Origin of the sequence: Teichococcus aerophilus (genome assembly GCF_014490485.1) — a bacterium.
Taxonomy (GTDB): domain Bacteria; phylum Pseudomonadota; class Alphaproteobacteria; order Acetobacterales; family Acetobacteraceae; genus Pseudoroseomonas; species Pseudoroseomonas aerophila.
Genome location: NZ_JACTVA010000047.1, coordinates 17,581 through 37,510 on the forward strand (window position 1 = coordinate 17,581; position 19,930 = coordinate 37,510).

20 protein-coding genes are annotated in these 19,930 nt (G+C 69.2%); 14 read left to right on the plus strand and 6 right to left on the minus strand.

What is annotated here, in order from left to right; genetic code table 11:
- Positions 1–7: 7 nt before the first annotated feature.
- The 4 genes from IBL26_RS20150 to IBL26_RS20165 form a co-directional block, all read right to left on the minus strand.
- Positions 8–484 carry a CreA family protein gene (locus tag IBL26_RS20150; RefSeq protein WP_187786307.1) on the minus strand — a complete coding sequence of 159 codons (477 nt, stop codon included), beginning with the start codon at positions 482–484 and terminating at the stop codon, positions 8–10.
- A 245-nt stretch (positions 485–729) separates the two neighbouring features.
- On the minus strand, positions 730–1,362 hold the full coding sequence (locus tag IBL26_RS20155; RefSeq protein WP_187786308.1) for a LysE family translocator: 633 nt from the start codon (positions 1,360–1,362) through the stop codon (positions 730–732).
- A gap of 300 nt (positions 1,363–1,662) precedes the next feature.
- A complete protein-coding gene (locus IBL26_RS20160) occupies positions 1,663–3,057 on the minus strand; it encodes a M20 family metallopeptidase (protein ID WP_187786309.1) in 1,395 nt (464 codons plus the stop codon).
- 913 nt (positions 3,058–3,970) lie between these two features.
- Positions 3,971–5,194, minus strand: a complete 1,224-nt coding sequence (locus IBL26_RS20165; RefSeq protein WP_187786310.1) for an MFS transporter — start codon at positions 5,192–5,194, stop codon at positions 3,971–3,973.
- A gap of 70 nt (positions 5,195–5,264) precedes the next feature.
- Between IBL26_RS20165 and IBL26_RS20170 the strand changes: the two genes are divergently transcribed.
- Positions 5,265–6,068 carry an AraC family ligand binding domain-containing protein gene (locus IBL26_RS20170; RefSeq protein ID WP_187786311.1) on the plus strand — a complete coding sequence of 268 codons (804 nt, stop codon included), beginning with the start codon at positions 5,265–5,267 and terminating at the stop codon, positions 6,066–6,068.
- A gap of 375 nt (positions 6,069–6,443) precedes the next feature.
- Positions 6,444–6,869 carry an alternative ribosome rescue aminoacyl-tRNA hydrolase ArfB gene (arfB, locus tag IBL26_RS20175; protein WP_187786312.1) on the plus strand — a complete coding sequence of 142 codons (426 nt, stop codon included), beginning with the start codon at positions 6,444–6,446 and terminating at the stop codon, positions 6,867–6,869.
- Positions 6,870–7,162: 293 nt separating this feature from the next.
- On the opposite strand, the gene IBL26_RS20180 is transcribed toward arfB, so the two are convergent.
- Entirely contained in the window at positions 7,163–7,999 is an 837-nt protein-coding gene (locus IBL26_RS20180) for a substrate-binding domain-containing protein (protein WP_187786313.1), read from the minus strand.
- A 479-nt stretch (positions 8,000–8,478) separates the two neighbouring features.
- Between IBL26_RS20180 and tsaB the strand changes: the two genes are divergently transcribed.
- Together tsaB and IBL26_RS20190 are read left to right on the plus strand one after the other, a co-directional pair.
- The gene (gene tsaB, locus IBL26_RS20185; protein ID WP_241749614.1) at positions 8,479–9,183 is read left to right on the plus strand and encodes a tRNA (adenosine(37)-N6)-threonylcarbamoyltransferase complex dimerization subunit type 1 TsaB; all 705 of its coding nucleotides are present in this window, start codon (positions 8,479–8,481) and stop codon (positions 9,181–9,183) included.
- A gap of 8 nt (positions 9,184–9,191) precedes the next feature.
- Entirely contained in the window at positions 9,192–9,629 is a 438-nt protein-coding gene (locus IBL26_RS20190) for a GNAT family N-acetyltransferase (protein WP_241749617.1), read from the plus strand.
- Here IBL26_RS20190 and IBL26_RS20195 read toward each other — a convergent pair.
- Positions 9,604–9,864, minus strand: coding sequence for a sulfurtransferase TusA family protein (locus IBL26_RS20195; RefSeq protein WP_187786314.1), 261 nt, complete (start codon positions 9,862–9,864; stop codon positions 9,604–9,606). The genes IBL26_RS20190 and IBL26_RS20195 overlap by 26 nt on opposite strands.
- Positions 9,865–10,005: 141 nt before the next feature.
- On the opposite strand from IBL26_RS20195, the gene IBL26_RS20200 reads away from it, so the two are divergent.
- The 10 genes from IBL26_RS20200 to IBL26_RS20245 all read left to right on the plus strand — a co-directional run bounded on the left by IBL26_RS20200 (position 10,006) and on the right by IBL26_RS20245 (position 19,893).
- Positions 10,006–10,446 (plus strand): MucR family transcriptional regulator, encoded by a 441-nt coding sequence (locus tag IBL26_RS20200; protein WP_187786315.1) that lies wholly within the window; start codon positions 10,006–10,008, stop codon positions 10,444–10,446.
- 155 nt (positions 10,447–10,601) lie between these two features.
- Entirely contained in the window at positions 10,602–11,180 is a 579-nt protein-coding gene (locus tag IBL26_RS20205) for a Fur family transcriptional regulator (protein WP_187786316.1), read from the plus strand.
- A complete protein-coding gene (locus IBL26_RS20210) occupies positions 11,177–11,977 on the plus strand; it encodes a GNAT family N-acetyltransferase (RefSeq protein WP_187786317.1) in 801 nt (266 codons plus the stop codon). Before IBL26_RS20205 ends, IBL26_RS20210 begins: the two co-directional genes overlap by 4 nt.
- Before the next feature lie 388 nt (positions 11,978–12,365).
- Complete coding sequence (locus tag IBL26_RS20215; protein WP_187786318.1) at positions 12,366–13,247, plus strand: lysophospholipid acyltransferase family protein; 882 nt, start codon at positions 12,366–12,368, stop codon at positions 13,245–13,247.
- Between the two features lie 220 nt (positions 13,248–13,467).
- Positions 13,468–14,844, plus strand: coding sequence for a tRNA (N6-isopentenyl adenosine(37)-C2)-methylthiotransferase MiaB (gene miaB, locus IBL26_RS20220; protein WP_187786319.1), 1,377 nt, complete (start codon positions 13,468–13,470; stop codon positions 14,842–14,844).
- A 65-nt stretch (positions 14,845–14,909) separates the two neighbouring features.
- Positions 14,910–15,989: a PhoH family protein gene (locus tag IBL26_RS20225; protein ID WP_187786333.1), complete on the plus strand. Its 1,080-nt coding sequence runs from the start codon at positions 14,910–14,912 to the stop codon at positions 15,987–15,989.
- On the plus strand, positions 15,989–16,504 hold the full coding sequence (ybeY, locus tag IBL26_RS20230; RefSeq protein ID WP_241749624.1) for an rRNA maturation RNase YbeY: 516 nt from the start codon (positions 15,989–15,991) through the stop codon (positions 16,502–16,504). The genes IBL26_RS20225 and ybeY overlap by 1 nt, the downstream gene beginning before the upstream one ends.
- Entirely contained in the window at positions 16,501–17,397 is an 897-nt protein-coding gene (locus tag IBL26_RS20235; RefSeq protein ID WP_187786320.1) for a hemolysin family protein, read from the plus strand. Before ybeY ends, IBL26_RS20235 begins: the two co-directional genes overlap by 4 nt.
- 373 nt (positions 17,398–17,770) lie before the next feature.
- The gene (gene lnt, locus IBL26_RS20240) at positions 17,771–19,300 is read left to right on the plus strand and encodes an apolipoprotein N-acyltransferase (RefSeq protein ID WP_367615474.1); all 1,530 of its coding nucleotides are present in this window, start codon (positions 17,771–17,773) and stop codon (positions 19,298–19,300) included.
- A gap of 131 nt (positions 19,301–19,431) precedes the next feature.
- Positions 19,432–19,893, plus strand: coding sequence for a helix-turn-helix domain-containing protein (locus IBL26_RS20245; RefSeq protein ID WP_187786321.1), 462 nt, complete (start codon positions 19,432–19,434; stop codon positions 19,891–19,893).
- The last annotated feature ends 37 nt before the right edge of the window (positions 19,894–19,930 follow it).

The following is a 19,930-nucleotide window of genomic DNA, read 5'->3' on the forward strand; positions in this document are numbered from 1 at the left end:
GCTTCGTTCAGCGGCCTGCCGGAACGTCGATCGGCACGGCGGTGACGCTGTTGAAGGGCGAGCCGTCGATGATCTTGGTGCTGGTGATCAGATAGACCAGCACGCGCTTTTCCATGTCGACGATGCGAGTGACCGTCAGGGCCTTGAACAGGGCTGAGGAGGACTGGCGGAATACGGATTCGGTCTGCGGCACGCCGGCCGGCAGGGCCACCGGGCCAGTGGCGCGGCAGGCGAGGCTGAAGCGCGAGGGGTCCTCCGCCAGGCCGACCCAGCCGGAGAGGCCGCCGGTATCGGCGCGGGAGACGTAGCAGGAGACGTTGGGCACCCTGGGGTCGTCGTAGCGTTCCACCACCACCTTGTCGTTCGGGCCGACCATGCGGAAGGTGGTGCTGACCTCGCCCACGCGGGTCTGGGCCCAGACGGGGGCGATGGCCAGGGCCGGGGCGAGCAGGGCGGCCGCGAGCAGGCCGTGGACGATACGCATGGTGGCTTCTCTCCGCTGGGGCCGTGGGACGGTTTGCGGCCGGGTGGACATCATCCGGCCGGGTGGCAGGCAAACGGGACAACGCCCGGGAACGGTGCAGGTATCAGGCAGCATGGGCCTGGGCGTTGCATGGGGATCAGGATGACGCGGGTGGTGGCTTCGCCGGGCCCGCTTCATCCGGATCGTCCCCTGATAGATGGGGTGCCGCGACGCTTCAGTCAGGCCCTCGGCCTCGGCGTTTTGCTTCAGCTGCGCGCCAGCAGGCCCGGCACGGACTGGGCCAGGGCGTGCAGGCCGAAGCCGACGAAGATGAGGCCGGAGGCACGGACGATCGAGGCCTCATGCCGGCGGTACAGGCGCCGCATCGGCGCCAGCCCGGTCAACGCCACCAGGATGCCGTAGGCCAGGAAGGACCCCAGCACCGCCGCCGCCACCAGAACCGGCAGCAGGCCCCAATGCAAGGCGGCGGATTGGGCGGAGAGCAGGGCGGTGAAGGTGGCGACCGCCACCGGGTAGCCCTTGGGGTTGGTAATGCCGAAGGCCAGGCCGCGCAGCAGGGGACGGCTGGGCGTGACCAGCGGCGCATCGGCGCCGGCGGGCCGGGCGCGCAGCGCGGCGAAGCCCAGCCACAGCAGGTAGAAGCCGCAGAGCAGCCCCAGCACATCGAATACCAGCGTGCCGATGCTCTGCGCACCGATGATGGCCGCTAGCGCCAACGCTGCCCACACGGCGTCCCCCGCCAACAACCCGGTGACGAAGCGTGTGGCGGCGCCGCGCCCCTGGCCGGCGGAAATACCCATCAGCGCCAGCACCGCCGGCCCGGGCGAGATGCCGTAGATGAAGCCGGCGAGGGCGGCGGCGGCCAGGAGGGAAAGCATCGGGGGCGTTCCGGAGAGGGTCAGCGTCTTGCCCAGCACTTGTGGCGGGGCGGGGAGAAGGCCGGGGAAGGAATTTCCCGGACCCCATCCTTTTTGTTCGAGTTTGGCGTCTGGCTGGGAGGCAGGGCTCAGATGATTTTGGTGAAGTTGCAACGTGGCTCCGCTGGAAGCCTTGGACCTGCGGCGCATCCTGGATGACGCCGAGCGCAACCGCCTGCCTCCACACCACGAGCTCGAAAAAAGAAGATGGGGGGCCCGGGGGAATTCCTTCCCCCGGCCTTGCTTCCCACCCGGCCCGCCTCACCCCCGGTGCGGCGCCTTCTCCCCAAGGTCCCAGAACAGGCCTGCCATGATGGCCAGGCCCTCGCGCATCACCGGTACCAGCACATGCTCGTCCGGTGCGTGCTGGGAACAGGCGGCATAGGAATGCGGCACCCATAGCGTCGGCAGGCCGAGGATATCGGCGAAGACGTGGTTGGGCAGGCTACCGCCGATATTGGGCAGGATGGCCGGCGGTGCCCCCAGCGTCTGCGTCACCGATGCGACGGCCCAGCGCACCCAGGGCGAATCCGGGTCCAGCCGCGTGGCGGGCGCCGGCTCCCGGTCGCTGTCAACGATCCGCACCATGTCGAAGCCATGCGCGTCCAGATGCGCGCGGATGGCGGGGACGATCGCCTTCTCATCCGTGCCGGCGACGTGGCGCAACTGCACCGTGGCCTTGGCGACGGAGGGCACGGCGTTCATTGGCGCCTCCGGGTCCCCGGCACCCATGGCCAGCACTTCCAGCGTGTTCCAGCCGAACAGGCGCTCGGCCGGGGTCAGGCCCTCGGCGCCCCAGTCGGCATCGATGGCCGGGTCGGTCTCGCCGCCGCCAACAGTCAGGCCGGCGATGGCGGCGCGGACGCTGTTGGGCATCGGCGGCGGCAACAGGCCTTCCACCTTCAGTCGGCCCTGGCCGTCCACCATGCTGGCAATGGCATTGGCCATCACCGTGCCGGGGTTGCGGATGACGCCGCCCCAGTTGCCGGAATGGTAGGCACGCTCCCGCGCCTTGTACTCCAGCCCGACATTGAAGGCGCCGCGCGAGCCAAGGAAGATCGTCGCCCGGTCCGCACTCAGGCGCGGGCCGTCGGAGGCGATCAGCACATCCGCCTTCAGCTCCGCCGCATGCTGCTGGCAAATGGCGGCAAGGCCGGGGGAGCCGGATTCCTCGCCCATCTCCAGCAGGATCTTGGCGTTGAAGCCCAGCCTGCCGCCGCGTGTGTGCAGCACCTGGGTCAGCGCCGCCAGGTTGACGCCGTGCTGGCCCTTGTTGTCCGCGGTGCCGCGGCCGTACCAGCGCTCGCCTTCCTGCGTGATGGTCCAGGGCGCCAGGCCCTCGCGCCATGCAGCATCCTGCCCATGCACCACGTCCCCATGCCCGTAGATCAGCACGGTCGGCAGCGCCGGGTCCTCGATGCGCTGGGCGATCAGGAACGGACCGCGATTGGGCACGCTGTTGGGCACGATCTCGGTGGTGAAGCCGATGGCGTGCAGGGCCGGCTGCATCTCCTCCACCAGATAGCGGTCCAGCTCACCCGCGCTGGCGGGGTTCTGGCTCTCGGTGCGGAAGCCGACGCGGCGCGACAGCTCCTCCAGGAAGGCCCCGGTGTCGATCAGGGCGGTCGAGGCCTGGATGGCAGCGTCACGGCTCATCTGCACGGTGCTCCGGTTTGAATGCGTGGCTTCGTGTCTAGAAGACGGGCCTTAGTGTGGGAAGGGCACGGGGGTGGTCCGTGTGGTTCCTGATGGTGCCGCGGGGGCCAGGAGGGGCGCTGCCCCTCCCGGGCCCTCCCCGCCGGGGTGACCGGGTCACCCCGGACCCCGTCGTGAGTCTTTGGTGAGCCCTTGCGTTTGCAGGGTGGCCGTCAGCGGTTGGAATGTCGGGGGAATTTATGAGATTCCGGATCAGTGAGTTAAGGCCGATCGACATTCGACGGGGGAGAGAAGGTCAGGGGAATGAATTCCCCTGAAGCCCCATCTTTTTTCTGTCAGTTGGCGTGGGGCTTCAGGACTGGCGGGGGCGGTCATGAGCAGGAACGTAAGTCGTCCGGGCTGAACGATCCGCCTCCGGCTGTCACGAACCTTCGGTGTAAATCCGATCTGGCCCATAATGGCCGGCGCCCCCACATGCACACCCGAAAGACTCGCAGAAAAAAGAAGGATCAAACCCATAGGGTTTGATGGGGAATTCTTTCCCCTGCCTTCGTGCCCGAGGCTGAATGTCGATCTGTCCTAGCGAACCGAGGTGCTGGGGACAGCGCAACAGGCGGGCAGAAAAATCATAAAGACGCCTTCGAGAAGCAAGAGATTTTGAATAACAATCTCTGCCACCTCTCAAGCACGCCAACGCCAGATTCGCCAGAGGCTGCTCCAGCTCCGGCGTAAGCATGCAGAACACGCAGCCCAAACTCCACATAATCAGTCACGCTGCAGAAACGCCGCAACAGAGCGATTCCAGCCGCCCACGACCGGCGCCAAGCCCATTAAGGGGCGCCGAAAACTGGAAGCGGGGTCCGGGGTGGACTTTCCACCCCGGCGGGGCCTGGGGCAGAGCCCCAGTCTTCATTCACTCAGCCGGAGCAGCGTTCCAGAGTTCCGGCCGCAGTTCCTCCTGGCGATCCGGGAAGAACAGCGCGCAGGCCAGCGTCACCGCCGAGAAGCCGGAGAGTACCAGCAGCGTCGCGGCGAGGTTACCCGTCGCCTCATGCAGCAGGCCGACGATGGGCGCCGCGACGGCGGCGCCGAGGAAGCCGATGAAGAAGCGCAGCGAGTACAGCTTCACCCGCAGGGCGGGGGCGATGTAGCGGGCGGTCATCGTCTCGTTCACCGTCACCTGCCCGAAGATGGAGGCGGCGAGCGCAGCGGCCAGCGGCAGCACCAGCGGCCCCTGCACGAAGGACAGCGCCAGCATCAGCGGCAGTTGCGCCATGGCCAGCGGCAGGAAGACGCGGCGCAGCGTCAGCTTGTCGATCATCCGCCCCACGGTGAACTGCGTCAGCCCGCCGCACAGCGTCGCGGCGAAGGCCAGGGCGCCGATGACGGGCAGTAGGTCCGGCGAGGTCGCCAAGCGTTCCTGCATCAGCTTCGGCAGCAGCAGGGTGAAGGCGTTGAACACCAGGCCGGAGACGGCGGCGATGGCCAGCAGCACCACCACGGCGCGGCGCACCACGGCGGGCGGGATGGTGGGGAAGGGCTTGGCCGGGCCGCGGCCGGCATTCATGTCCACCGGCTTTTCCCGCGCATAGGCCAGGCCGACCAGCACGCAGAGGATGCCGGGTACGATGAAGGCCCAGCGCCAGCCCAGGCTCTGCGCCAGGAACGCGGTGGCGACGGGGGCGGTGGCGACGCCGAGATTGCCGAACACGCCGTTGAGCCCGACGGCACGGCCCACCTTCTCGCCCGCCGCTTCCACCAGCATGGCGGTGCCGATCGGGTGGTAGATGGCGGCGAAGGCGCCCATCGCCGCCAGCGCCGCCGCCAGCCAGAAGGGAGATGCCGTGAAGCCGGCCGCGGCCATGAAGAAGCCGGTGCCGAGGAAGAAGACCAGCATCATCCGCTGGCGGCCGAACTTCGCCGCGAACCAGCCCATCGGCAGTGCGCCGACGCCGTAGATGACGAACATGGCGGTGCCGAGCGCCATGATCGGCCCGTACTCGCTGCCGAAGAGCTGGTGGTCCTGCTGCAGCATGCCGAGCACGGCGGTGGCCAGGATCAGCAGGCAGTAGTGGGTGGCGGTGTGCGCGGCGTTGATGAAGGCGATCTGCCGCTTGGCAGCGGGCGAGTGGTCCATGGCAAGGCGATCCTGGCGTTTCGTTGCCATGGAGGATAGGCTTGGCGGCTTAGCGACGTCCGGACAAATTATGTCGCCAGACCGCCATCCTTCGCTGCCCTCCCTGCCCGTGCAGGCCGAGCTGGTGAACCGCCCCCTGGCCGCCTTCGCCCAGGACTACCTGGACGGCATGGCCACCGGCGCGCACAGCCACAGCCGCGCCCAACTCCTCTACGCCACCAGCGGCGTCATGCGCATCCTGGCCGCCGGCGCGTTGCACGTTGTGCCCACCGGCCGTGCCCTGTGGGTGCCGGCGGGGCTGTTGCACGAAGTGACCATGCAGGGCGCCGTGGCCATGCGCGCGCTGTTCCTGCGTGCGGACGTCACCGGCTCCGGCCCCGCCGGGGTGACGGTGATGGCGGTCTCCCCCTTGTTGCGGGAGCTGGTGCTGGCGGCCTGCAGCGGCCCGCTGGAATGGGACGAGAGCGGCCGCGGCGGCCACCTGGCGGCGTTGATCCTGGACGAGATCGCCTGCGCGCCCACCCTGCCGCTGGGCGTGCCGCAGCCGCGTGACCCGCGTCTGGTGCGCCTAGCCCAGGCCATGCGCGCCGACCCCGCCCGGGACCGGACGCTGGAAGACTGGGCGGAGGAAGTCGGCGCCAGCCCGCGCACCCTGACCCGACGCTTCCGGGAGGAAACCGGGCTGGGCTTCGCCGTATGGCGGCAACAGACGCGCCTGGCCGAGGCCGCCGCCCTGTTGGCCCAGGGCATGACGCCTGCCCGGGCGGCGGCGGCCGTGGGCTACGCCAGCGCCTCGGCCTTCGGGGCCGCCTGGCGCGCGGCCTTCGGCGGCACGCCTGCGCGGATGGGGCGGGATGACGGGCGCTTTGCCTGAGGGGTGCGGCCGTTCCTTCGGATGATGGATTCGGAGAAGGCCGGGGAAGGAATTCCCCGGGCCCCATCTTTTTCTGCGAGTTTTCCGGGTGTGGCGATGCGGCGTTGGCCGTTCAGGCCAAGGGCGGGCTGACGCCGGAGGCTGATGGTCAAGTCTGGTGGCCCGTGAGCTTTCTCACGGCCACACCTGTCGGCCCCGAAGCCCCATGCCAACTGACAGGAAAGAGATTGGGCTTCAGGGGGAATTCTTTCCCTGACCTTCCCTTCCCACCCTGATTCGAATGTCAATCAGCCGCCGTGCAATACATGGGAATTGCGTGCCTGGCGGCATGATCGGGCGGCGCTTTGGCCGCCGGCGTGCTATGCGGGGCGCGTCATGGCCCGCATTCCCGTCACCCGCCGCATCAGCATCGACGAATCCGAAGTGTCGGAGAGCTTCGTGCGGTCTTCCGGCGCCGGTGGGCAGAACATCCAGAAGGTGGAAACGGCGGTCCAGCTACGCTTCGACGCCGCCAACTCTCCCAGCCTGCCGGACGGCGTGCGGGAACGGCTGCTGCGCATGGCGGGGCACCGGGCGACCCTGGCCGGTGAGGTCATCATCATCGCCCAACGCCACCGCACCCAGCTGCGGAATCGCGAAGATGCCCTGGAACGCCTGCTGGACCTGATCCGCGCCGCCGCCGCGCCACCCCCGCCCGAACGCCGCCCCACCAAGCCGACCCGCGCCTCGAAGGAACGCCGGCTGGATGGCAAAGCCCGCCGGTCCCGCACCAAGAACCTCCGCTCGGGGCCTACGGACTGAGGCTGCCGGGCGTTGTGGGATAGGGTGAAGGCTGGGGAAGGAATTCCCCAGGCCCCTTCTTTTTTCTTCGAGTTTGACGAAACGCTGCAGGACTGAGAGCGGGCGCTTCTGATGATTTGAATAATGGCCCAACAGGGCTGAACCGTCAGTCACCGGAGGTCCGAGACCTCCGGCGCACCCAGCCGGTTCTCAGACCCGACTCGTCAACAGCCACGCCCGAAAACTCGAAAAAAGAGAAGGGGTCCGGGGAATTCTTTCCCCGGCCTTCTTTTCCATGATCCAGAGTTCCGACCTCAGCCGTTCGGATCGTTCGCGTTCGGGAAGAACAGTTGCTCGCCGTCGATCTGATAGGCGGCGATGGCGTCTTGCCCGGGCTTGGAGACCAGCCAGTCGATGAAGGCCTGGCCGTCGGCGGCTTTCACGTGCGGGTGGCGGGCCGGGTTCACCAGCATGACGCCGTACTGGTTGAACAGGCGGGTGTCGCCTTCGGTCAGGATGCGCAGATCCCGGCGGTTGCGGAAGCTGAGCCAGGTGCCGCGGTCGCTGAGCAGGTAGGCGTCGGAGGCCGCGGCGGTGTTCAGGGCCGGGCCCATGCCCTGGCCGATCTCGCGGTACCAGTGGCCGCGCCCGCTGGCGGGGTCGATGCCGGCCAGTTGCCACAGGCGCAGTTCGGCCGCGTGGGTGCCGGAGCGGTCACCGCGCGAGATGAAAGGCGCCTGCTTCTGCGCCACGGCGCGCAGGGCCGCGACGACGTCGTTGCCGCGCGTGCCGGCCAGGTCGGTGGCGGGGCCGACGAGGATGAAGTCGTTGTACATCACCGGGTAGCGGCGGCTGGCGAAGCCCTGCTCGATGAAGGTCTGCTCGGCCGCGCGGTCATGGACGAAGACGACATCGGCATCGCCGCGCCGGCCGACATCCAGCGCCTGGCCAGTGCCCAGCGCGACGACGCGGACCTGGATGCCGGTGGCGCGGGTGAAGGCGGGCAGGATGTGGCCGAACAGGCCGGATTGCTCGGTGGAGGTGGTGGAGGCGACGGTGATGCTGCGGTCCTGCGCCTGGCTGGCCAGCGGCGCGGCGAGCAGGGAGAGCGCCACCAGGGCGGCGGAGAGAAGTGGGCGTCTGCGGGCCATGGCGGGTCCTTCGGAAGAGGTGTGAGCGGCAGGGAGCCAATATGGCCGCAGGAAGCCCCAGCGATGGATTGGGGTCCAGTCCTTTTGGCCCGCAGGCCCGGCCGGGCGGTGTGGAGGCGGTGGGTCGGGCCGGGATTGTGGTGCGGAACGGCGTTCGTGCAGCGCGACGGCGGGTGCCGATTTCGCGCTGTTGAAACGCTGCAGCAGTCGAAGCCTGACTGGCGATGCCGGAACGGCAGCGTCCCGTGCATGCACCGCTTTCCTGAAACGCCTTCGCTGGGAACGTGGTTCCTCGGCACACGCTATCCAGCCCACCTGCCGATCAAACGCCGCTGCCGAATAACGATGTGAAAATAAACAGGTAAGGTTGCGTCTCGCTCTTCGCTGAGGTGACCTGAAAGCCGGGTTTCCAAAGACCTCTGGCCTGTGGCGGGAGGGCTCGAGAGGAGCAGCGACTCTCTCGACCCCAGCGGGGCATGATGGACTCGGCGCCGGGCTCGGCCTATGGCCGCCGCATGCGAATTCTGGCGGTGGATGGCGCCCTTGCGAGGGCCTCGGCGGCGGTTTGGGCGGATGGGCAGGTGCTGGCACGTGCCGCGGTCGATGGCGCGCGGGGCCAGCCCACCGTGTTGCCCGGCCTGGCGCAGCAGGTGCTGCGGGAGGCCGGGGTGGCGGCCACCGGGCTGGATGCGGTGGCGGCAGTGGTGGGGCCGGGTGGCTTCACCGGGCTGCGCGCCGCCCTGGCCCTGGCGCAGGGGCTGGCGCTGGCGCTGGGCTGCCCCGCCATCGGCGTGACGAGCGGGGAGGCTTTGGCGGCCGGCTTGCCGGCGGCACGGCGGGCCACGCGGCCGGTGTGGACTGCGATCGACAGCCGGCGCGGCCGGGTGTTGCTGGAATGCTTCGCGCCGGGTGCCGACGCGGCGCTGGGTCCGCCCGTTTCCTTGGCGCTGGAGGACCTGCCGGATTGCGATGCGCCGCCGCTGCTGGCGGGCGATGCGGCGGAGCTGGTGCAGGCGGCGCTGGCCGCGCGCGGCGTGGCGGCGGAACTGAGCGGCCATACGTTGCCGGATGCCGCCGACGTGGCGGCGGTGGCGGCGCTGCGGCTGGCCGGGCGCCTGCCACCGCTGGCGGCGCTGCCGCTGTATGTGGAGCCGCCGGCCGTGCGCATGCCCGGGCAAGGCTAGGCCGCGCCATGATGCCGCCGCGCCCGCTTCTGCCGGCCGATATGCCGGGGATGGCCGCGTTGCACGCCGCGGCCTTCCCGCCGGCGGAGGCCTGGGACGCCGATGCGCTGTCGCTGATGCTGGGGCTGGAAGGCGGCTACGGCTTCGTGGTGGAGAATACCGGCTTCATCCTTGCCCGTGCCGTGGCGGGGGAGGCGGAGGTGCTGACCCTGGCGGTGGCCCCCGCCGCGCGGCGGGCCGGCACTGGTCGGGCTTTGCTGGCGGCGGCGCTGGACGGCGCCAGCACGCGCGGCGCCCATACCATGTTCCTGGAAGTATCAAGGAACAATACCGGCGCGACGTCGCTGTATCTGTCGGCGGGCTTTACGGAAGTCGGCCTGCGGCGCCGTTACTATAGCGATGGCTCCGACGCGCTGGTGCTCAGGCGGGACCTTTCCGCAGGCTGAGCCGGGCGAGGCCCCCTTCCAGTTCCACCAGTTCCAGTACCACGTGGCCTTGTTCCGTGGCCGTGCGGGGCACGTTGCGCCGTGGTTCCTCGCCTTTCATCAGCACTTGCAGGACTTGGCCGGGCCGCATGCGGTCCAGCGCCAGGCGGGTGCGGACAAAGGTCATCGGGCAAGTCTCGGCGGTGATATCGAGGTGGCGGTCCACCGTTTCGTCCATGCGTTGTTCTTGGGACATCCTGTAATCCGCCGAGAATTATTCAAATAACGGGTTGAACGCTGTTGCGAAATGGCGCTGGAAGAAGATATGTTGCGTTAAGCACGGCTGGGCAAGTCGCCATCGTGTGCAGAAATGACGATCTTATGAAAAGGCACCAGGATGGCCGAAGAACAGGGTGGGCGTGAACTGCTGGAACTGACGGCCCAGATCGTGGCCGCGCATGTTTCGAACAATTCCGTCGCGCTCCCGGATGTGCCTTCGTTGATCGAGCAGGTGCACCGCACGCTGTCCGGCCTCGGCAACGCGCCCGCGGCGCCGGCCCCGGTGGCGGAGCGTCCGCAGCCCGCCGTGCCGGTGAAAAAATCCGTGACCGACGAGTATCTGGTCTGCCTGGAGGACGGCAAGAAGCTGAAAATGCTGAAGCGCCACCTCAAGACCGCCTACGACATGACGCCGGAGCAGTACCGGGAGCGTTGGGGCCTGCCGTCGGATTACCCGATGGTGGCGCCGAACTACGCCAAGCACCGCTCCTCCCTCGCCAAGAAGATCGGCCTGGGCACCAAGCCGCGCATCGGCCGCCAGCGCCGCAGCGCCGCCTGAAGGCGGACCACCCGGCCGCCCCGCCCCGCGGGGAGGGTGGCCGGGGCCGTTCGCCTTGCCTTTGAGGAATTAAGATGGCAAGGGCGGGTGGCAGAGACCCGCCGCCGCGCGGGGCCCGGTCCGGTCCCGGCGCAGGAGAGCTACCGACAAGACGCATGGATACCCGCTCAGCAACTTCTCGACCTGCCCCGGCCGCCCCGGCGGCCACCGACCAGGCCCGGCCCGACCCCATGCGGATCGAGCGCCTGTGCATCGAACGCGGGCTGAAGATGACCGGCCAGCGCCGGTTGATCGCGCGCGTGCTGTCCGAAGCCGTCGACCACCCGGATGTCGAGGAACTGTACCGCCGCGCGCTGGCGCTCGATGCCCGCGTCTCCATCGCCACCGTGTACCGCACCGTGCGGCTGCTGGAGGAGAAGGGGATCCTGGAGCGCCATGATTTCGGCGGCGGCCGCGCGCGCTACGAGGCCACCGACCACGGCCACCACTACCACCTGATCGACATCGATACCGGCAAGGTCATCGAGTTCTCGGACGAGCAGCATGAGCAGCTGGCGACGCTGATCGCCGCCCGGCTTGGCTTCAAGCTGATCGGCCACCGGCTGGAGCTGTTCGGCCGGCGCCAGCCCGACGAAGCCGCCCAGCCCGCGCGCGGGCGCGGCCGCCGCCCCAAGGGGGACACCGCGCCGAAGGGCGAGGCCAGCAACGATAGCGGGGGCGGAGAGACCGCATGATCGATCCGGATGCCGGCTTCGGCGAACTCCGGGCCGGCAATCTGGGGGTTCGCATCGCCATCTCCGCCGAGGAGATCGATGCGGCGCAGGCGCTGCGTTACCGGATCTTCTACGGTGAGATGGGCGCGCATGCGGATGACGTCACCGCGGCCTCGCTCCGCGACAGCGACGCGTTCGACCCGGTCGCCGACCACCTGCTGGTGCTGGACCACAATCTGGGCGAAGGCGCTTCCGCCGTCGTCGGCACCTACCGGCTGATCCGCCGCCAGGCCGCCGCCAAGGTCGGCGGCTTCTATTCCGCCAGCGAGTACGACGTCTCGCCCCTCGTCTCCCGCCCCGGGCCGGTGCTGGAACTCGGGCGCTCCTGCGTCGATTCGCAGTATCGCGGCCGGCCGACCATGCAGCTTCTGTGGGGCGGCATCGCCGCCTACGTCGCCAAGCACAACATCGAGGTCATGTTCGGCTGCGCCAGCCTGCCCGGCGTGGACCCGGATGCGCTGGCCGTGCCGCTGACCTACCTCTACGCCGACCACCTGGCCCCGGCAGAGCTGCGCCCGCGCGCGGTGCCGGAGCGCTTCGTGGACATGAACCGGATGGACCCGGCGCTGATCGACCGCCGCGCCGCCCTGGCCGACCTGCCACCGCTGATCAAAGGCTACCTCCGCCTCGGCGGCTTCGTCGGCGATGGTGCGGTGATCGACCCGCAATTCAACACCACCGATGTCTGCGTGGTGGTGATGACGGACCGCGTGACGGACAAGTACTTCCGGCATTTCGAGCGCCAGAAAGCGGCCTGAGGGGCCATCCGCCGGGCGGGGGACAGGAAGGAAGGCCGGGGAAGGAATTGCCCGAGCCCTTCTTTTTTTCTGCGAGTTTGGGATGGCGCTGCAGGACTGAGAGCGGACGCTTCGAGATGATTTTAGTCATGGGCCACCAGGGCTGAACCCTTAGTCGCCGGAGGTCCCAGACCTCCGGCGCATCCAGCTGTCCCTCAGGCCCGCCCTCTCAACGGCCCGCCCGGCAAAACTCGAAAAAAGAAAAGAAGGGGCCCGGGGAATTCTTTCCCCGGCCTTCCCCCCGGCATCCGGAACGCCAGCACTGGTGCTGTTCATGCCCCGGTGCTGTTCATGCCGATGTCGCAGGGGCGTCATTGTGGTGTCGCGCTGGCTCCGGTATCGCTGTGGCATGACGGTTTCCGCCAGCACGACGCCTGCAGCCACCCCGGATGGTCGCCGCGCGGCCTTGGTTTCCCTGGCGCCGGATACGCGGCCGCTGACCACGGGGGGCGTGCTGCGCGCGGTGTCCCGGCTGGTGCTGGCGGTCATGTGGACCTTGCCGTCCATTCCGCTGCAGGCGGCGCTGGTGGCGTTGCCGGGGCAGGGCAATGTGGCGTTCGGCGCGTTCTACCACCGGGTGCTGTGCCGCATCCTGGGCGTGAAGGTCCGGGTGGTGGGGCAGGCGGCACAGGGATCGAAGGTGCTGTTCCTGTCCAATCATTCCTCCTGGCTGGATATTCCGGTGCTGGGCGGCGTGCTGGGTGCGCCGTTTGTCTCCAAGGCGGATGTCGGCGAATGGCCGGTGGTCGGGTTGATCGCCCGGCTGGGCCGCACCGTCTTCGTCAGCCGCACGCGCGGCCGGACGGGGGAGGAAGCGGCCGGGATGCGGGAGCGGCTGGCGGCGGGGGACAGTCTGGTGCTGTTCCCGGAAGGCACCAGCAGCGATGGCGGGCGGGTCCTGCCGTTCCGGTCCGCCTTCCTGGGCGTGGCGGAGATGGCCAAGCTGGTGCAGCCGGTCTCCGTTGTCTACGACCGGCTGGGTGGCCTGCCGGTGGCGCGGCGGGACCGGGCGCATTTCGCCTGGTTCGGGGACATGGATATCGGCAGCCATTTCTGGCGCCTGGCCCGGCGGTCCGGTGGGGGCGTGACGGTGCTGTTGCATGAGCCGGTGGACCCGCACGCCTTCCCCAACCGCAAGGTGCTGACCCAGGCGGTGGAGCGCGTGGTGGCGGAGGGTGCGGCAACGCTGCGGCAGAACCGGCCGGGGCGCCCGCTCTCGGCGCTGGGTTGAGGTTTCGATGCCGGTTTGGCTTGACCCGGCGCCTTGCGATCCACAACTCTGATAGGCATGGACCGACCGGAATCGAGCAACGGGCGGCGGTCTTCCGGGGCAGGCTTCGCTTGACCTCGGCCACCGCGCGCCGCACATCGGCCCCCGCCGCCGCCCGGAACCCGGGTGGCCCCGGCGCAGGGATGCCGCCGGGCCTCGCCGCGCCAGGGTATTTCAGGTCATGACCAGTGTTTCCGTGCCGCCCCGCAAGCGGCTCTACATCCGCACCTTCGGCTGCCAGATGAATGTCTATGACAGCGGCCGCATGGCGGATGTCCTGGCGCCGCTCGGCTACGGCCCGGTGGAGACGCCGGAGGAAGCCGACATGGTCATCCTCAACACCTGCCATATCCGGGAGAAGGCGGCGGAGAAGGTGTTCTCCGACCTCGGCCGGCTGCGGGTGATGAAGGAAGCGAAGGCGGAGCAGGGGCAGCAGATGGTGCTGGCCGTCGCCGGCTGCGTGGCGCAGGCGGAGGGCAAGGAGATCGTCACCCGCGCGCCGTGGGTGGACATCGTGCTGGGCCCGCAGACCTACCACCGGCTGCCGGAGATGGTGGCGCGCGCCGCCCGGGCCGCCGGGGCGCAGATCGATACCGACTTCCCGGTCGAGACGAAGTTCGACCTTCTGCCGGCCCCGCAGGCCAGCCAGGGGCCGATCGCCTTCCTCACCATCCAGGAGGGCTGCGACAAGTTCTGCTCCTTCTGCGTGGTGCCCTACACGCGGGGCGCCGAGTTCTCCCGCCCCGTGGCAGCGATCATGGCCGAGGCGAAGGCGCTGGTGGCGGGCGGCGCGCGGGAGATCGCGCTGCTCGGCCAGAACGTGAATGCCTGGCATGGCGAGGCGCCGGACGGCTCCACCTGGGGCCTGACGCGCCTGCTCTATGCGCTGGCCGAGCTCGAGAACCTGCCGCGCATCCGCTACACCACCAGCCATCCGCGCGACATGGATGCCGGGCTGATCCGCGCCCATGGCGAGATCCCGCAACTGATGCCGTTCCTGCACCTGCCGGTGCAAAGCGGTTCCGACCGGGTGCTGGAGGCGATGAACCGCGGCCACAAGGCCGACATGTTCATCCGCATCTGCGATGAGCTGAGGGAAGCGCGGCCGGACATGGCGCTCTCCTCCGACTTCATCGTCGGCCATCCGGGCGAGAAGCCGGAAGACCACGCGGCCACCATGACGCTGGTGGAGCGGGTGGGCTTCGCCCTGGCCTATTCCTTCAAATACTCGCAGCGGCCGGGTACGCCCGCCGCCGGCCAGCCCTTCCAGGTGGCAGAGGCCATCAAGGATGAGCGGTTGCAGGAGTTGCAGGCGCTGCTGCGCATCCAGCAGGACGCCTTCAATGAATCCTGCGTCGGCCAGGAATGCGAGGTGCTGTTCACCGGCCCGGGGCGCCACCCCGGCCAGGTGATGGGGCGCACGCCCTGGCTGCAGCCGGTCCATGCCCTGGGCCCGGCCTCGCTGATCGGCGGCACCGCGCGCGTGCGCGTGGCGGTCCGATTCCCCAACTCGCTCTCCGCCACCTTGCTGGATCAGAAGGAGCTTGCCTGCGCTTGACCGTACCCCGCTCCGCCGCCCCGATCGCGCTCCGCGCCAATCCCCGCAGCATGACCCATGGCACCATGGAAAGGCCGTTGATGGCTGACACCGTTTCCGCCGCCCGCACCGTCACGCTGCAATTCGATGACAATGCGCTGCTGCCGCTCCTCTACGGGGAGCATGACCGGCACCTGGCGCAGATCGAGCAGCGTGCCGGGGTCCGGCTGGCCAGCCGGGGTAACCGGCTGACCATCACCGGCTCGGCCGAGGCCGCGGGAATAGCGGAGGCGGCGCTGCGGGCACTGTGGAAGCGGCTGGAGCGTGGGGACGTGGTGGCGATCGCGGAGGTCGAGGCCTCGCTGCGGCTGGCCGAGGGCGCGGTGCGCCAGGCGGCGCTGGCCGAGGCGCCGGAGCCGCGGCTGCCGCTATCCGACCTGCCGGCCATCCGCACCCGCAAGGGCGCCATCGGGCCGCGCAGCGTCGCGCAGTCCGGCTACATGGACCTGCTGGCGAAGCACGAGATGGTCTTCGGCATCGGCCCCGCCGGCACCGGCAAGACCTACCTGGCGGTGGCGCAAGGCGTGGCGCTGCTGATGGCCGGGCGGGTGGACCGCATCGTCCTCTCCCGCCCGGCGGTGGAAGCGGGGGAACGGCTGGGCTTCCTGCCCGGCGACATGAAGGAGAAGGTCGACCCCTATCTCCGTCCCCTCTACGACGCGCTGCACGACATGATGCCGGCCGAGCAGGTGCAGCGGCGCATCGTCAGCGGCGAGATCGAGATCGCGCCCCTGGCCTTCATGCGCGGCCGTACCCTGGCGCATTGCTTCGCGATTCTTGATGAGGCGCAGAACACCACGCCGGCCCAGATCAAGATGTTCCTGACCCGGATGGGCGAGGGGACGCGGATGGTCATCACCGGCGACCCGAGCCAGGTGGACCTGCCGCCTGGGCAGAAATCCGGCCTGGTGGAGGCGCTGTCCGTGCTGGATGGCGTGCAGGGAATCGGCATCACGCGCTTCGCGGAGCAGGACGTGGTGCGGCATCCGCTGGTAGGCCGCATCGTCGCCGCGTATAACCGCGCCGATGAGCAGGCAGCGGCCGGACGTTCCGGGCGCGTCGTGCGCCGTGGCGGCGATGGTCCGCCCCGGCAGGAAGGGGAATGATGGAACCGGGAAGTAGACCGCCCGGCCGCAACGTCGCGGCCGGGCTTCCTGAAGAGGCGGGACCCGAGATCGAGGTCATCGTCGCGGACCCAGGCTGGCGCGCGGCCGTGCCCAGGGTCGAGGATATGGCGCGCCGCGCCGCGCGCGCCGCATGGGCGGAGGCCGGGGGGGATTCCTTCGGGGCCTTCACCGTGCTGCTGGCCGACGACGTCGCGGTGAAGCGGCTGAACACGGACCACCGCGGCAAGGTCAAGCCCACCAACGTGCTGTCCTTCCCTGGCGAAATGCCGGGGCACCTGGGCGACATCGCCCTGGCGCTGGGCGTGGTGCGGCGGGAAGCGCGGGCGGCCAAGCGCCGCGTCGCCACCCACTTGGCGCACCTAGTGGCGCATGGCACGCTGCACCTGGCCGGCCATGACCACATCCAGGCCGGCGAGGCCCGGCGCATGGAGCAGGCGGAGGCGCGCATCATGCGCCGCCTGAACCTGCCCAACCCCTGGCGGGGCCTGACATGAGCGGTACCGAACCCCGGGATGGCCTGCTGTGGCGGCTGCAAGGCCTGCTGCGCAAGAAGAGCGCGGACAGCGTGCGCGGCCAGATGGAAGCGCTGGTCGAAGGCCGCGAGTATCATGGCGGCGACAACGACGCGCTCACTTCCCCGGAGCTGGACGCGCAGGAACGCGCGCTGTTGACCAACGTGCTGAAGCTGCGCGGCAAGACCGCCGCCGATGTCATGGTGCCCCGCGCCGACATCGTGGCGATGCCGGAGGACCTGACCCTGGAACAGGCTATCCGCCTGATCCAGCGCGAGGGCCACAGCCGCTTCCCCGTATACCGGGAGCAGTTGGACGAAGTGGTCGGTATGGTCCACATCAAGGACGTCTTCGCGAGTGTGGGCCGGGAGGCGCCATTCAGCATGGCGGCCGTGCTTAGGCGCCCGCTCTTCGTCGTGCCCTCCATCCCGGTGCTGGACCTGCTGCTGCAGATGCGGCAGGCCCGCATGCACCTGGCGCTGGTGGTGGACGAATACGGCGGCATCGACGGCCTCGTCACCATCGAGGACCTGGTCGAGACCATCGTCGGCGACATCAGCGACGAGCATGACGAAGACCGCCCGCCGCAGATCGTCGAGCGGCCGGACGGGCTGATCGACCTGGATGCTCGGACACCGATCGAACTCTTCGAAACCCGCCTCGGCACCGTGCTGACGGAGGATGAGCGGGACCAGGATATCGACACCGTCGGTGGCCTGGTCTTCACCCTGGCCGGCCGCGTGCCTGCCAAGGGCGAACTGGTCTCCCACTCCTCCGGCCTGGAATTCCGCGTGCTGGACGCCGACCCGCGCCGGATTCGCCGGCTGCGCGTGCGACGGCCGGGGATCGCGGTGGCCAAGGCGGCGGCGGAGTAGCGGCGCTGCTGGCGGTGTCGCTGGTTTGAGGAGAAGGCCGGGGAAGGAATTCCCCGGGCCCCTTCTTTTCTTTTTTCGAGTTTTGCCGGTGTGGCTATTGGTGCGTGGGTCTGGTTTGAGACCCAGCCGGGCGCGCCGGAGGTCTGGGACCTCCGGCGACTGAGGGTTCAGCCCTCACGGCCCATATTGAATATCATCAAACAGCGTCTTGCTTCAGCTCGCGGTGCGACGCCGAACTCGCAGAAGAAAGAAGGGGTCTGGGGAATTCTTTCCCCAGCCTTAACCTTCCCCAGGCTGCCGGCCTCCCCCCTTGCCCCAACCGGCTCCCCATCCCATCAAGTCCATCCAACACGCATCTCGGAACCTGCTTCACGTGACATGGAATGTCTTGCCGGCGCTGCGGCGCCTGACTGGCCGGCGTGCGGTTTTCGCGGCGTTCGGGCTGGGGGTGCTGGCGGCGCTGGCGCTGCCGCCGGTGCATGCGGTGCCGGTGCTGTTGCTGGCCATCCCGGGGTTGCTGGCCTTGCTGGACGGGGCGGGCAGCTGGAAGCGGGCGGGGGTGCTGGGCATGGCCTGGGGCATGGGCCACCATGTTGCCGGCCTGTACTGGATCAGCCACGCGTTGCTGACGGACCCGTGGCGTTGGGGCTGGCTGGTGCCGGTCGCGGTGCCGGGGCTGGCGGTGCCGCTGGCGGCGTATATCGCGCTGGCGGCCATCGTCGCCTGGTTCGCCCGGCCGGGCTGGCCGCGCTGGCTGGCGCTGGCGGCGGCCTGGGTGCTGATGGAGCTGTTGCGCGGCTTCCTGTTCACCGGCTTCCCCTGGAACCTGACCGGCAGCGTCTGGGCGTTCGATGCGCTGCCGCTGCAGGCGGCGGCGCTGGTGGGCGTGCACGGCCTGTCCCTGCTGACGATGCTGCTGGCGGGGCTGCCGGCGCTGGGGCGGCGGGCCGTGGCAGGGGGCGCGGTGGCGCTGCTGGCGTTAGGTGGCTTCGGCGCCTGGCGGCTGGCGCAGCCGGAGCCGGCGCCCACTGGGGTGAACCTGCTGTTGGTGCAGGGCAACGTGCAGCAGGAGGCCAAGTGGCGGGAGGAGATGCGCTGGCCGATCTTCCGCCGCTACCTGGACCTGACGCGGGAGGGCGTGGCACGGGCGCCGGCAGGCGGCACGCTGGCGGTGATCTGGCCGGAGACCGCCAGCCCCTTCCTGCTGCCGAACGATGCCGATGCCCGCCGCTTCGCCGCCGAGGTGCTGCCGCCCGGCGGGGTGCTGCTGGCCGGTTCCGTGCGGGCCCAGTTCGGCGCGGACCGGCAGTTGAGCGCGGTGTTCAACAGCCTTTCCGCCATCGGGCAGGATGGGGCGTTGCTGGGCGCTTATGACAAGTCGCACCTGGTGCCATTCGGTGAATACATGCCGCTGCGCGGCCTGATCCCGATTCGGGTGGTGCAGGGGGGAATGGATTTCTCCGCCGGGCCGGGCGCGGTGGCGATGACGGTGCCGGGCCTGCCGAGCTTCAGTCCGTTGATCTGCTACGAAGTGATCTTCCCCGGCGCGGTAGTGCCCGCGGAGCGGCCGCAATGGCTGCTGAACGTGACCAACGATGCCTGGTTCGGCTTCTCGGCCGGGCCGTTCCAGCATCTGGCGGCCGCGCGGTTGCGCGCGGTGGAGGAAGGGCTACCCCTGGCACGCGCAGCGCAAACCGGTGTTTCCGCGGTGTTTGACGCACACGGCAGGGTTGTAACGCGAATCGGCCTGGGCGAGATGGGCAGTGCCCTGGCGCCTTTGCCGGCCGCGCTGACGCCGACTTTGTTTGCCCGCCTTGGGTTGGCGATACCGGGTGGCGCGGCAGGGTTGATTTTACTGGCGCTGATGCTGGCCGGTTGTATGCAGCGCAACAGAACCACCTGAAAGACCATCTCTTTATTGAGAATTCTCGAAAGAGTTGACGCAATCTTTCGCTCTCCCTAAGAAGTGGTTGCATGCGAGGGGCGGGGTACACCGCTCATCCCGCCAGCGCATTGTACGGAAAGGTAAAGACGATGGCCCAGGCCGAGGTCGCTGACCGGGCGGAGAAGGAACACCGCTCCAGCCCCATCGACACGCATGTCGGCAGCAGGGTTCGCCTGCGCCGCACGCTGCTGGGGATGAGCCAGGAAAAGCTCGGCGAGGCGCTGGGTCTGACCTTCCAACAGGTGCAGAAATACGAGCGTGGCGTGAACCGCATCGGCGCCAGCCGGCTGTTCGACCTCTCCCGCGTGCTGGATGTGCCGATCGGCTTTTTCTTCGACGACATGCCGGGGGCCACGGGCAGCAGCGCCACCACCAGCATGCTGCGCGCCCGCATGGGCGGCGGCTTCGCCGAGCAGCAGGAAGGCTTCGAGGACGACGCGCTGCACAAGCGGGAGACGCTGGAGCTGGTGCGCGCCTATTACCGCATCAACGAGCCTGCCGTGCGCAAGCGCGTCTTCGACCTGATCAAGAGCCTCGCGCCCGTCGACTGAGACGGGCTGCACGGTTTGGGCGGGAGATCCATCCCGC